Genomic DNA, 14,081 nt, shown 5'->3' with positions numbered 1-14,081 from the left:
GTTTTAAAACAGGGGGGCTTTTTATTTAGATCATTAAAGTATGTATATTCCAGAATATGTTCTTATACTTCAGATTGCTTAATATTTTTTAGCTAAACTTAGCAAATTAACTCTCTAGGAAGCAGGAACTTTATTATAGATCGTTAAATAATTGAATAAGATAACAAATTAATCTCTAAGATAAAATATTGTTTTGAGAATGGTTTAAAGGGTTTAGATTTTAAGCTTTAACTATCAACTTTAAACTATCAATTATCAATTGAAGTTACAAAACTATAAATTAGGAGGTTTTCTAAATGCAAGAAAAAGATGACTTGATCTTTGCTTTAGATATTGGAACTAGAACAGTAGTAGGTGTTGTATTACAACCTACTGTCAATGATCAATTGATTGTCAAAGCATCTGAAGTAATAGAACATAAAAGTCGCTCAATGATAGATGGTCAAATCCATAATGTAAGAAAGGTTGCTCAACAAGTAGAAAAGATTAAAGAGCGTTTAGAAAAAAGGTGTGATGTAACTTTAAATAAAGTTGGAATTGCTGCTGCAGGACGTGCTTTAAAGACGGTTACTGGTCATTTTCAATTAGAATTTGAAAATAAAAAAGAAGTGACTACTAGCGATGTACAAGCTTTAGAATTTTCTGCAGTGCAAAATGCTCAAGAAAAATTAGAAAGTAAGGATAATCAAGCTGACGGATATCATTTTGTAGGTTATACTCTGTTACAGAACATGTTGGATGGAATAAAGATTGGTAATTTGATAGGGCAAAGTGGTAGGAAAATAGAAGTTGATCTAATAGCTACCTTTTTACCCCGTATAGTAGTTGATTCTTTATTAACTGTTATTCGTCAAGCTGATCTAGAAGTGGACCACTTAACTTTAGAACCTATTGCTGCTTCTAATTTGATTGTGCCGCGGCAAATGTATAACTTTAATTTAGCTTTAGTGGATATTGGAGCTGGAACTTCAGATATTGCTATTACTAAGGATGGTTCAATTATTGGATATGCTATGGTTCCTGTAGCAGGTGATGAGATTACTGAAGCAATCTGTCAAAATTATATGCTTGATTACCATAAAGCTGAAGAAACTAAAAGAAAGCTAGCTTTAGAGGATGAAGTAAAAATTAAAGATATTTTAGGGCAGACAACAACAGTAGCAACTATTAGTATTATAAAGATGATAGAAGATGAAGTGAAAAATTTGGCCCAGCAAATTGCTGAAGAGATCTTGAAGCTAAATCAACAACAACCACAGGCTGTTATCTGTATTGGGGGAGGTAGTTTAACTCCTCTATTAAAAGAAAAGTTAGCCAAAAAATTAGAGTTACCCATCAATAGAGTAGGGATTAAAGATTGTCAAGAGATTGATGAAATTGAAGGAGAGATTGATGGGGTAACAGAAACTCAGTCAATAACCCCTTTTGGTATAGCAATTACTTGCCATAACAATAATAAACAGGTTAATTTTGTAGATATAGAGGTCAATGGAAATTTAACTCACTTATTTACTTTAAGAGAGCCTAAAGTATCTGATGCACTTTTAGCAGCAGAAGTTAATATTAAGGCTTTAAAACCAAATCCTGGGTTAGCTATTTCAGTGGAAGTCAATGGTGACTTGAAGATGCTTAGGGGTTCATTAGGAACTGCTGGAAAGATTTTAGTCAATGGTACGGAAGCAGAACTTGAAACTCAAATTAGTCACGGAGATCAATTGACAGTTGAATTAGGTGAACAAGGGGAGGATGCGTATGGAATAATAGCAGATGTAGTTCCTAATCTACCAAGCCGTAAGATATATATAAATAATGCAGAAGTTAACTTAGAACCAATTTATTATATGAACGGGGAACGGGTAAGTTTAGATACAGAACTTAAGGATCGGGCCAAGATTAATTATACTGTACCTCAGACGGTAAAAGAGGTAGTTGAAGAGGTTTTAGAGTTTCCTATTGAACAGATTAGAGAAAGAAAGATTACTTATACTTTTAATGGACAAAAAAAAGAACAACAGTATCAAAATTATCGTATTTTACTTAATGGAGAGCAAGTGCCATTGGATAAAGAAGTTGCTAGTGGAGATGATTTAAACTTTACACAGGTTAATAAAAGCAACTTGCGAATAAAAGATCTTTTAGAAGAGATGCAACTGAACAATACAATTAATGTTATATTTAATGACCAGCCAATAGAATTACCAATTGCTGATTTTAAGTTATTAAAGAACGAAAAACCAGTGACTGGTGAAGAACGAATCTTTACTGGTGATGAAATTATTTATAAACCAGGTACTGTACGCCTAAATCAATTATTAAGTCATATTGATTATGAAATTCCAACCAATATTAATGGAAGGTTAATCATTGAGAAGAATAGTCAAGATGCCCAACTAATTGAGCCCTTAGCCGATGGTGACCAGGTTGAAATTTATATCAAAGATAAGCAGTCAAACTTTCAACAAAAAAAATAAATCAAAACTAGGTTCTCAAGAAAATAATTTACTAAAATTACAGCAACGATTACAAAATAAATTATTAGATTAATTCAAATAATATTAGACCATTAAGTCGAGGAAGCTGCCTTAAAAGTGGAATTAATTTAGAGGGTAATTGATCAAGGAAATTAGGGTTATTAGATAAATTTTCGAAGAATATTTGCATTAAAATAAAGATAGCTAGTAAAATTAATGACAACAAAATCACTTTTAGTGATTTATCTATTAAGCCTGTTAACAATTGCGTAATCATTATTAATAAACCTCCTTGCTATTAGTTTGAGAAAGTACTGAAATAATATACTAGGAATAAATTACCATATGACATATAATATATTTGAAATAATTTTTGTTTATAGCCTACGGCTAATCCTAAGACTAAGCAATTCATTTAAAAAACATAGTTTCTTTAATATAAAAAAGCAGACTGATTATTAATAATCAGTCTGCTTTTTCTGTTCTTTAAACTTATTATTGATTTTGTTGGTCTTGTTGTCCTTGTTGCCCTTGTTGATTTTGCATTTGTTGTTTTTGTTTATATTGTGGTTCTTCATTTTCGACGTAATTAACTCTTTCTTCTAATTGATTAGCTACCTGCTCAATTTGTTGAGCACACTGAGTATACATATCTTGAGCTAATTCATCATTAGTATCTTGAGAAAAACCTTCTAAAGTGCTTTTAGCAGTTTCTAATCCTGTTAAAGCTTGGTGTAAATTGTCACCTACTGTCATTTAAACACCTCCTTTCAGCACATTAGTTATAATAACCTATAATTTAAATAAATATAACTTGAATATTTATTTAATCCATTAAAAAATTTCTAAATTAAAAGGAACTTTACAAGAAAAATAGTAATATATGATTAAGGGCAAGCTAATTATATCTCAGTTTACAGTTGAAATTTTCAAGCCCTAAAATAGAGTGTGAGCAAGAAGCTCCTTTAGTTCAACTGCAGTACTTATCTGCAAGTTCTAAAGAACTCTCTGTGGTTATTAACTATCGAAAGGAGAGATTAATAATGAATCAAATTATTTTAGCAGATGGTAATAAAAATGAACGTCTAATTAATCTAATTAAAGAGATTGAAGATAATAATAAATTGGTAGCTGCAATCTGTGCTGTACCAATGGTTTTGGAGTGAGCAGGGATTTTTCGTGGACCAGGAGTTGCTTTAGAATTTGTATACTAGTTGAACACCTAGTAAATCAAGCTACAACAGTAGAGTTAAAAGAAGCAATGCTGACTAATTTTTGATATTATTTATAGGAAAGGTGATAAAAGTATGAAAGCAGGTAAGATTGATATAAATAATTTGAAAGAATTAATTTTAAATAAAATTTCAGCTATAAATGATGAAGTACTAATAGGACCTGGAATTGGTGAAGATTCAACTGTAATTGATTTTGGAGATTTTGTTGCTGTAATGTCCACTGATCCAATTACCGGTTTGCAAGAAGGAATGGGCTCTTTAGCAGTTAATGTTGCTTGTAATGATATAGCTGCTAATGGTGCACAACCAATCGGTATTCAACAAGTCTTATTATTTCCATCAAGTACAAGTAAAGAAAGAATAACAGCAATAGTAGAAGATATAAATCAGGCTGCTCAAGATTTAGGAATTGATATTTTAGGAGGTCATACAGAAGTAACTGATATTGTCCAACAGCCCTTGATTTCTTGTACCGCAATCGGTAAAACTACTAAAGATAAATTTGTAACTTCAGCTGGTGCTCAGCCAGGAGATCAGATTATTATTACTAAGTGGGTTGGTTTAGAAGGTACTGCTATTTTGGCTACAGATTTTACTGCGCGGTTATTAGAGTTGGGTCTTGAGGCTGAAATAATAGAAGAAGCTCAACAGTTAACTGAATATTTAAGTGTAATTCCAGAAGGTTTACTAGGAGCAGAATTAAAAGTTAATGCAATGCATGATATTACTGAAGGAGGCTTGTATGGTTCGCTTTTTGAATTAGCTGAAGCAGCTGGAGTTGGGTTTACAATAGAAGAAAGTGCAATTCCTTTACATCGAACAACTGAAAGGATAACTGAGCTGTTAAATATCAATCCTTATCATTTAATTGGTTCTGGAGCAATGATTTTAACTACTGCTGAAGGAAAAAGTGTTGTAGATAAATTAACTGTAGCTGGAATTAATGCTATGATTATTGGAGAAATTACATCCCAACAGAGAGTAATTGTTACAGAAAAAGGAAGAATAGAACTTAATCAAGCTCCTCAAGATGAACTATGGAGATTTTTAGCTGAAAATTAATAAAAAGTTTAGTTAAGCTAAAAAATAATACTAAGCTGAAAATCAAAAAAAAGGTGGGAAGATATTGAACAAATATAATTATCGACTAATTATAGTAATTATTTTGGTATTAGTTTTTTTAGGAGGGATTCTTTACTGGGGTAGTTTTGGTGATGGTCAAATTACTGATAATAATAAAGATATAGTAGGTTTTAATAAAGCGACGAACTCTACTCTTTTTCCTATTTATGGACCAGATGAAAGGGCTGATGATATTGAAGTCAATTTTTATATTCAGATTATTGATGATTTAGAGCAATTTGAAAAATTAGAAGTGATTGCTAATAGATTATCAAGATTTAGGTTTGATTTTTTACCAATTAAGGTTCTAGAGATAGAAGAAGAGAATGGAAGAGAGGTTGCAGTTATAAATTTAGAAGAACATCAGTGGAATCGAGCTAAGGATGAAAGACCTACCTTTAGAGGAAGTGCTGGAGTTACATGGTACTTGGACTATTTTCAAGGGGCTGCTGATGGTCATTTTACTTCTGTAACCCTAATTAAATCCTTTTTACAGCCAGAGTATGAAGGGGATTGGATTGATGGAGTTAAGTTTCTTTATCAAGGAGAACCAATTCATGAAGAAGATTGGAATACTGTTGCTTTAGAAGGAATATTTTATAGAGGTGAAATTGATAATTAAAGATTTGAATCCACCTGCTAATCCGATAGGTTTTAAAATCTATCGGATTATTTTTAATTTGATCTAAAACATCTAGATAAAAAAAGGAATAAATGGATTAAAAAAGAATTTATAGTGAGAAGGGAGGGTATAATGAGTAAATTAAGCCAAGCTGAAATAGATAAGATTGTTAATGCTAGATTAGAAAATCCATCTAAATTTTTAGGGATTAATTTTCTTAATAAAAATCAAGTAGTAATTAGGGTTTTTCGACCAGATGTAACTAATGTTTTTATTGTCTCTGATGATTTAAAGCAGAAGATTGAATTTAATAAAGTAACAGAAGTTGGGTTGTTTGAAAAGGTAATTGAAGCTGAAGAGCTTTTTGATTATCAATTACAATTTGAAACTGAGCAGGGCGAGAGTTGGTTAGAAGAAGATCCTTATAGCTTTGGTCCTATTTTATCACAGTATGATTTACATCTATTTAATGAAGGAAATCATTATCGAATTTATGATAAGATGGGGGCCAAATTTATAACCCATGAAGGGTGCAAAGGGGTTCATTTTTCTGTCTGGGCTCCAGAAGCAAAGAGGGTCAGTGTGATTGGTGAATTTAATAATTGGGATGGAAGGATTCACCAATTAAGGTTATTAGGAGAGTCTGGAGTCTGGGAATTATTTATTCCTAACTTAGGAGAAAAAGAGTTATATCGTTTTGAAATTTTAACTAAAGCAGGCCAGCGGTTGATTAAATCAGATCCTTACGCTGTTTATAGTGAATTAAGACCGGCTAATGCTTCACTTACTTATAATTTATCTAATAAGCATCAGTGGCAAGATAATGATTGGATGGAGAAAAGAGAAAAAATAAATTGGCTAGAAAGACCAATTTCGATTTATGAGGTAAATTTAGCTTCTTGGGCCAGAGTTCCAGAAGAAGATAATAGGTTTTTAACTTATCGGGAGTTGGCTGATAAATTGGTCAACTATGTTAAGGAGAATAATTTTACTCATGTAGAGTTAATGCCGTTAGGAGAATATCCATTGGATGAATCCTGGGGGTATCAAGTGATTGGATATTTTTCTCCAACCAGTAGGTTTGGCAGACCAGAAGATTTAATGTATTTAATCGATCAGTTTCACCAACACGATATCGGGGTGATTTTGGATTGGGTACCTGGCCATTTCCCTAAAGATGCTCATGGGCTAGGTAGATTTGATGGAACAGCTCTTTATGAACATTTAGATCCTCGGTTAGGAGAACATAAAAAGTGGGGAACGTATGTCTTTAATTATGGGCGGGAAGAAGTTAGGAATTTTTTGATTTCTAATGCTTTATATTGGTTAGATAAATTTCATATAGATGGTTTTCGAGTTGATGCTGTATCTTCTATGCTCTATTTGGATCATAAACGAGATGAATGGATTCCTAATCAATATGGAGGTCGGGAGAATCTAGAAGCAATTGATTTTTTACAGTCTTTTAATTCGATTACTCATCAAAATTATCCTGGCATCTTAACTATTGCTGAAGAATCTACCTCTTGGTCAGGAGTAACCAAGCCTACTTACTTAGGAGGGCTGGGCTTTTCGATGAAGTGGAATATGGGTTGGATGAATGATGCTTTGGAGTATATTGAAGTTGATCCATTTTATAAGAAGTATCATCATAATAAGTTAACCTTTCCTCTGTTATATTCGTTTAATGAAAATCATATTTTGGTATTATCCCATGATGAAGTGGTGCATGAAAAGAGTTCCTTGATTGGCAAGATGCCTGGGGATAGATGGCAGAAATTTGCTAATTTACGCCTCTTTTATGCTTATATGTTTGCTCATCCAGGTAAGAAACTACTCTTTATGGGTGGTGAGTTTGGGCAATGGAATGAATGGAGTGCGACCAGGAGCCTTGATTGGCATCTATTAGATTATCAACCCCATCAGAAGTTATTGAGATATGTTCGAGAATTAAATGCTATCTATCAAGAGAATAATTCTTTATGGGAGAAGGACTTTGAGCAATCAGGATTTGAATGGATTGATTGTCATGACTTTGAAAAGAGTATTATTTCCTTTATACGCAAGGGTCATGATCCAGAGCAAAGAATGGTCTGTGTCTTTAACTTTACGCCTGTCGTTAGAGAGAACTATAGATTGGCTGTACCGCAAGTAGGGTTTTATGAGGAAATTTTAAATACCAACGTTGAGATTTATGGTGGAACCAATTTAGGAAATTCAGGAGGGGTTTGCTCAGAGCCTATTGCTTGGCATGGGCGGGAGCATTCAATTGAGATTACATTACCGCCGTTGACTGGTCTGTACTTTAAATATAAAAAGGACTAATATTAAGTCCTTTTTAGTTTAAGCCTAAGGTTAAGTTTTAGTAAAACTAAATCTAAAAAAAGCAGTTATAAGAAGCTCTTCTTATAACTGCTTTTTTTATTAATGAACTTATATTCTTAGACTGTAGTGTTTTATTTGTCTTTACTTAATCTTAAACTCAGACTCAACCTTTATCTATTTCGCCATCAATTTCTTAGCATTCTCTAACTCTGTGTCATAATCAATCTCTATTCTAGCTACGCCACTTTCAATAGCAGCTTGGGCTACTGCAGCAGCAACATGCGGACCAACACGCTCATTAAATGGCTTAGGAATTACATAATCAGGGGCCAACTTATCCTCAGTTACTAACTCTGCTAAAGCATAAGCAGCAGCTATCTTCATCTCTTGGTTGATATCCTTGGCCCTTACATCCAATGCTCCACGAAAGACACCAGGAAAGGCCATTACATTATTAACTTGGTTTGGATAGTCAGAACGACCGGTTCCCACTATTTTGGCCCCAGCTTCGAAAGCATCTTCAGGCCAGATTTCTGGATCAGGGTTAGCCATAGGAAATAAGATTGGATCAGCAGCCATATCCTGTACCATCTCTTTGCTCAATACTCCAGCAACAGAGACGCCAATAAAGACATCTGCATCTACAATTGCATCAGCAAGGTTTCCTTCTTGTTGCTCTTTATTTGTCAATTCAGCTAATTCTTCTTTTACTTCATCTAAATTATCGCGTTCTTTATATATTAGACCTTTACTATCTAAGACCTTGATCTGTTCAACCCCTTCAGATAATAAGAGTTTGACAATACTTACTCCAGCAGCTCCTGCTCCATTGACTACTACTTTAAGATCTTTCATTTCCTTATCAACTATCTTTAGAGCATTTAATAGACCAGCTAAGGTAATGATAGCAGTACCATGTTGGTCATCATGAAAGACTGGAATATCCAATTCTTCTTTTAATCTTTGCTCAATATAGAAACACTCAGGACCTTTGATATCTTCCAAGTTAATACCACCAAAAGTAGGAGCAATCTGTTTAACTGCCTTAATTAATGCATCTGGATCTGTTTCATCAATACAGATAGGAAAAGCATCAACAGCACCAAATTCTTTAAAAAGAACAGCTTTTCCTTCCATTACAGGCATTGAAGCTTTGGCCCCGATATCACCTAAACCTAGGACAGCACTACCGTTACTGACAACAGCTACGAAATTTGACTTGTTGGTATATTCATAAATTTTTTCCTCATCCTTGTTAATTTTTAGACAAGGTTCTGCGACACCTGGTGAATAAGCAAGCGAGAGATCATCTTCATCATTAACTTCTACTTTAGTGTTTACCTTTAATTTCCCTTGATTTTTCTGATGTAATTTAAGCGCATCTTCTTTTAGACCCATTTTCTATTCCTCCTTATTTTATCTCCTTAAGTTAAATATTAGTTATTAATCTATATTTTCCTGCATTAATTAGTAATTTAATAATTTCCTTATTCTTAATATAACCGGATGGGAGAAATTAATACTTTGATTCTATGTACGTTAATTGATATAAAGTGGCACTTTGCCACTTTATATCAGTGTACAGTTTGCGGTTTACAGTTGACAGTTGACAGTTAAAACCATTAAAATCTCAAAATCAAAATCACTCTAAACCTAAGAACATAAGGCATTTCAGAGGTCTTAAAATTTTAAGGTTTTGATCTTAACTGTAAACTGTTCACTGTACACTGTCAACTCAATTATGTGTCACAAAGTGACACATAATTGTAATGAAGTTTCATATTAAACCTTTATAATATTCAGGGGTTTTAGTCCTAGACTCAAAAATTGTTAAAGCTTGTAAGAAGGAAGATGGATAGAGAAATAGAATAATATCATTAAAGCTAGAAAAATAAAATGATAAATAAAACTTCAAGGAGGAATTAATATGTGTCAAGAGGAATTTAACTTTGTGGAATTGTTGAAGAATAGAAGGAGTATTCGTAAGTTCAAGGATTTAAAAGTAGAAGAAGAAAAGATTGACCAATTAATCAAATCTGCTTTATTGGCTCCTACTTCTAGGAATAATCGCCCTTGGGAGTTTATTATTGTTCAACAGCAAGAAACTTTAACTAAGCTTAGTGAAGCGAAGGAACATGGATCAGCATTTTTAAAGGGGGCTCCATTAGCGGTTGTAGTATTAGCTGATCCAGCAGCTAGTGATGTCTGGATAGAAGATGCTTCAATTGCATCGGTTATTTTACAACTAACAGCAGAAAGGCTTGATTTAGGTTCTTGTTGGGTGCAAATTAGAAAAAGAAGGCATAAATCCCACCAGAATTCCGAACAATATGTAAGGGAATTATTACATATCCCTGATCAAAAAAGGGTAGAATCAATTATTGGAATTGGCTATCCAGCTGAAAGTAAGCCTCCATATACAGAAGAAGAATTGGACTATAATAAGGTATTTACTGAAAAATATAAGATTTAATTGGTAATTTTGATTTGTAGATTTAATTAAGGAGCTGGTTAGATGTTAGAGGAAGCTGAACAGTTATTGCAGGAATATTTTGGATATTCGTCATTTCGAAAAGGGCAACAGGAAATTATTGGAAATATATTAGCTGGCAATAATACCTTAGGGATAATGCCTACTGGAGGAGGTAAATCGATCTGTTTTCAGATTCCATCTCTTTGTTTAGCAGGGATTACTTTAGTAATTTCTCCTTTGATTTCATTGATGAAGGATCAGATCGATTCTTTAAATGCGTTAGGGATTGCAGCTACTTTTATTAATAGTTCATTAAGTAATCTGGAGATTAAAGAAAGGATGGCTAAAACATGTGAGGGCCAATATGATTTGTTATATATTGCTCCTGAGAGATTACAATCTAAAGAATTTATTGCTCAATTACAAGCTGCTGATATTTCTTTAATTGCAGTTGATGAAAGCCATTGTATATCTAGTTGGGGACATGATTTTCGACCCAGTTATCGCTTGATTCCTAAATTAATAAGCAATCTATCTAATCAATCGGTAGTAACTGCTTTTACTGCAACGGCAACAAAAGAAGTTAGAATGGATATTAGTGATTTATTGGGGATTGAGGAAGAGAATATCTACGTAACTGGATTTGATCGTCCTAATTTAAAGTTTAACTTAATTAGTGGGGAAAACAAGAAAGACTTTATTGCAGAGTATGTAGACATTAATCAAGATGATGCTGGAATTATCTATGCTGCTACCAGAAAAGAGGTTGATCAAGTGACTTCTTTTTTAAAGCAAAAAGGATTCTCAGTTGGCAAATATCATGCTGGCTTGAGTAACCAAGAACGGAGAATAGTTCAAGAAAAATTCATCTTTGATGAACTAAAGATTATTGTAGCAACCAATGCTTTTGGGATGGGAATTGATAAATCAAATGTTCGCTACGTGATTCACCATAATTTACCGCAGACCTTAGAGGATTACTATCAGGAAGCAGGGAGAGCGGGAAGAGATGGTGAACCGAGTGAGTGTATTTTATTGTTTCATCCTGCTGATATGAGATTACCTAAGTTTTTTATCGAGGAATCGAATTTAACGCCTCAATTAAAGGAGCGTAGGTATCAAAAGCTACAGAAGATGATCGATTATTGCTATACATCCAAATGTTTGAGAGGGTTTATCTTAAATTATTTTGACAACCAGCAATTAATTGCTGGTTGTGATAATTGTAGTAACTGTAATGAAGAACAAGAATTGGTTGATATAACAACAGAAGCCCAACAGATTTTATCCTGTGTCTATAAGACTGACCAGAGGTTTGGAATTACAACTGTTGCTTGTGTGTTAAAAGGTTCTAAACGACAGAAGATACTGAAGTTAGGTTTTGATCAATTATCTACGTATGGTTTGTTAAGAAAGCATACTATTAAAGAGATTAAAGATTTAATTAATTTTTTAATTGCTGAAGGATATATACGCTTAACGAATAGTAAATTTCCTGTAACTAAATTGACAGCGAAGGCTAAACCAGTATTAGCAGGAAGGGAAGAGGTATATTATAAAGTTAGAAAGAAGATTAAACGAATCACTTCTCAAAATAGTTTATTTAGTATCTTACGTGAATTTAGAATGAAATTAGCCAAAAAAGAAGATCTACCTCCTTATGTTATCTTTCATGATAGCACCTTAAAGGAGATGGCTCACCAAAAGCCGCTAACTAAAGAAGCAATGCTGGAGATTAAGGGAGTTGGCCCGATTAAATTCCAACGCTATGGTAAACATTTTCTAGAAAAAATTAAGAAGTTTGCACTACAAGAGACTGCTAAACAAGAGGTGGCAACTACAACAGATAATCCAAGCCATTTAATAAGTTATAATTTATTACAGGAAGGAAAGACTTTGTCGGAAATAGCTAACTTGAGAGGACTTGCTGTAACAACAGTTCAAAATCATCTGGTTCGTTCTTTACGAGAAGGGTTTGATTTAAATCTTGATCTATTTATTTCCCAGGAAAAAAGGGGATTAATTAAAAGTAAGATAAAAGAAGTAGGAGCAGAACGTTTGAAACCATTAAAAGAGGCATTACCTGAAGAGATAAGTTATTTTCAAATTAAACTAGTAATTTTTGCAAATAATAATTGATATTTTAAGATGTTCTATAGAGGAATAAAAAATAAAGAGCTGAATTAATTAACGAAAAGAAGACTTCTTTAGGAGGTTTAACCGCAATTTCTGCTGCTTGTAGAATTAAATCGGAGTTGTTAAAAAAGTAACTATGGTAACTGAATTTACATTAGTTACCATAGTTTATAAGAGGTTTTAACTAATTAAAATGGAGCTGGAACACATAATACATCACCAGCATAAATAATTTCTGGATTTGGGATGTGGGGGTTGGCCCTGATTAGACCAGCTAAGCTGACTCCAAAACGGCGAGCAATATTCCACATGGTGTCACCTGCTCTAACAGTGTAACGTGACTCGTATCCTCTAGGACACTCTGCTGGAACTCTTGGTGTTACATCTGGAGGTGGTGGAGGTGGTTCTGGCAAACAGAGTACATCGCCAGGAAATAGAACATCTGGGTCAGGGATATGTGGATTAGCAGCGATTAGACCTTCTAAGCTGATTTCAATACCACGTCTTTGTAAGCGTCGTGTTATATTCCACATAGTATCTCCTGGCCTAACTGTATATAAGATACCAAACCGTGGTGGGCAAAATTCTGGAACTCTTGTTTGTCTTCTAGTTTCATTTGGATTAGAACGGGGACAATCTCTATAATTTCCCATTTGCAATCCCTCCTTTCAATTTTTTTTCTTTTTTATTATTTTATGCAGTTAGTTAGAAATGGTGTTAATTTCTAAAAATTTGGTGGTTGATAATAATAGAAAAGCTTAACTGGAAAAAGGATACTTAATCTTCTTCAGATAATAATTTACTATCATAAAAATAATTTCTAATGCAATTTGTAAGAAAAGATGGTATATTTATAAATGATGATGTAGAATTTAAAACGATTTTCACACTATTATTTAAACTCTAAATTAAAGTACATAGTCACAATATTATAAGAGAAAGGAAATCAGCCTATGAAGAACAAACACTATAAATTAATAGCTAGCTTGTTAGTATTTACAATTTTATTTCCATTTTTATCAGGGTTTATTTTATTTGTTCCTGCTTATGCTTCTGAAGGAGGCTTAAGTTCTTTAACTGAGAATAGGGGTTTTTTATCGATCGTGCAGAGTTTACTTATGTTATTCTTTTTTTCTTCATTTACTGGTGATAGTAGTAGCGAAGATTATTTAGGAGACTCATATGAGTCAGCTGCTAGTGATGAAGAACCTGCTGATTCTAGTTATCAACGCTTATATGTAACTTCTGAAGAACGTGATATTTTAGCTAGAGCCGTTTATTCAGAGGCTAGAGGGGAGCCTTTTAAAGGACAGGTAGCAGTAGCAGGGGTTGTTATTAATCGAGTTGAAAGTCCGGAGTTTCCTAATGATGTTGAAGGGGTTGTATTTCAACAAACAAGTGGAGGGCATTATGCCTTTTCTGCAGTATTGGATGGACAGATTGATCTGACTCCAGACAAGACTGCTTATGAAGCTGTAGATTATGCTTTAAGTGGTTGGGATCCATCGAATGGAGCTCTTTATTATTATAATCCAGTTACTGCTACAGCACAATGGATGTTTGATAATATGGTAACTGAATCAGTAATTGGACGTCATCATTTTGGGAATGTAAGAAAATAGACGTCCTATGTCAAGTAAAAATTTGGAACTTAATTTTAGGGTATAGTTTCCCCTAGGTCAATTTTTGAAATTTGA

Annotated in this window: 12 protein-coding genes; 8 read left to right on the top strand and 4 right to left on the bottom strand. The window is 33.4% G+C overall.

Annotation, left to right across the window (positions count from 1 at the left end):
• The first annotated feature begins 296 nt into the window (after window positions 1-296).
• The gene (locus tag MWH25_RS06465) at window positions 297-2,471 is read left to right on the top strand and encodes a cell division protein FtsA (protein WP_248626832.1); all 2,175 of its coding nucleotides are present in this window, start codon (window positions 297-299) and stop codon (window positions 2,469-2,471) included.
• 64 nt (window positions 2,472-2,535) lie between these two features.
• Here the strand turns inward: MWH25_RS06465 and MWH25_RS06460 are convergent, their stop codons facing one another.
• Window positions 2,536-2,748: a hypothetical protein gene (locus MWH25_RS06460; RefSeq protein ID WP_248626831.1), complete on the bottom strand. Its 213-nt coding sequence runs from the start codon at window positions 2,746-2,748 to the stop codon at window positions 2,536-2,538.
• 218 nt (window positions 2,749-2,966) lie between these two features.
• Window positions 2,967-3,227, bottom strand: a complete 261-nt coding sequence (locus tag MWH25_RS06455) for a DUF1657 domain-containing protein (RefSeq protein ID WP_248626830.1) — start codon at window positions 3,225-3,227, stop codon at window positions 2,967-2,969.
• 164 nt (window positions 3,228-3,391) lie between these two features.
• Between MWH25_RS06455 and MWH25_RS06450 the strand changes: the two genes are divergently transcribed.
• The 4 genes from MWH25_RS06450 to glgB all read left to right on the top strand — a co-directional run bounded on the left by MWH25_RS06450 (window position 3,392) and on the right by glgB (window position 7,775).
• The gene (locus MWH25_RS06450; protein WP_248626829.1) at window positions 3,392-3,637 is read left to right on the top strand and encodes a hypothetical protein; all 246 of its coding nucleotides are present in this window, start codon (window positions 3,392-3,394) and stop codon (window positions 3,635-3,637) included.
• 141 nt (window positions 3,638-3,778) lie between these two features.
• The gene (locus tag MWH25_RS06445) at window positions 3,779-4,768 is read left to right on the top strand and encodes an AIR synthase family protein (protein ID WP_248626828.1); all 990 of its coding nucleotides are present in this window, start codon (window positions 3,779-3,781) and stop codon (window positions 4,766-4,768) included.
• A 64-nt stretch (window positions 4,769-4,832) separates the two neighbouring features.
• Window positions 4,833-5,450, top strand: a complete 618-nt coding sequence (locus tag MWH25_RS06440; RefSeq protein WP_248626827.1) for a hypothetical protein — start codon at window positions 4,833-4,835, stop codon at window positions 5,448-5,450.
• Window positions 5,451-5,582: 132 nt separating this feature from the next.
• Complete coding sequence (glgB, locus tag MWH25_RS06435) at window positions 5,583-7,775, top strand: 1,4-alpha-glucan branching protein GlgB (protein WP_248626826.1); 2,193 nt, start codon at window positions 5,583-5,585, stop codon at window positions 7,773-7,775.
• A gap of 174 nt (window positions 7,776-7,949) precedes the next feature.
• Here glgB and MWH25_RS06430 read toward each other — a convergent pair whose 3' ends face one another.
• Window positions 7,950-9,173, bottom strand: coding sequence for an NAD(P)-dependent malic enzyme (locus MWH25_RS06430; protein WP_248626825.1), 1,224 nt, complete (start codon window positions 9,171-9,173; stop codon window positions 7,950-7,952).
• Between the two features lie 529 nt (window positions 9,174-9,702).
• Here MWH25_RS06430 and MWH25_RS06425 point away from each other — a divergent pair.
• Complete coding sequence (locus tag MWH25_RS06425) at window positions 9,703-10,248, top strand: nitroreductase family protein (RefSeq protein ID WP_248626824.1); 546 nt, start codon at window positions 9,703-9,705, stop codon at window positions 10,246-10,248.
• 42 nt (window positions 10,249-10,290) lie between these two features.
• A complete protein-coding gene (gene recQ / locus MWH25_RS06420; protein ID WP_248626823.1) occupies window positions 10,291-12,387 on the top strand; it encodes a DNA helicase RecQ in 2,097 nt (698 codons plus the stop codon).
• A 185-nt stretch (window positions 12,388-12,572) separates the two neighbouring features.
• Here recQ and MWH25_RS06415 read toward each other — a convergent pair whose 3' ends face one another.
• The gene (locus tag MWH25_RS06415) at window positions 12,573-13,037 is read right to left on the bottom strand and encodes a LysM peptidoglycan-binding domain-containing protein (RefSeq protein WP_248626822.1); all 465 of its coding nucleotides are present in this window, start codon (window positions 13,035-13,037) and stop codon (window positions 12,573-12,575) included.
• Between the two features lie 300 nt (window positions 13,038-13,337).
• On the opposite strand from MWH25_RS06415, the gene MWH25_RS06410 reads away from it, so the two are divergent.
• Window positions 13,338-14,006, top strand: a complete 669-nt coding sequence (locus MWH25_RS06410; protein ID WP_248626821.1) for a cell wall hydrolase — start codon at window positions 13,338-13,340, stop codon at window positions 14,004-14,006.
• Window positions 14,007-14,081: the final 75 nt, after the last annotated feature.

This window comes from Natroniella acetigena (genome assembly GCF_023227745.1).
Classification (GTDB): Bacteria; Bacillota; Halanaerobiia; order Halobacteroidales; family Halobacteroidaceae; genus Natroniella; species Natroniella acetigena.
The sequence above is the reverse complement of the archived record's forward strand: the minus strand, read 5'-3'. Positions and strand labels throughout refer to the sequence as shown.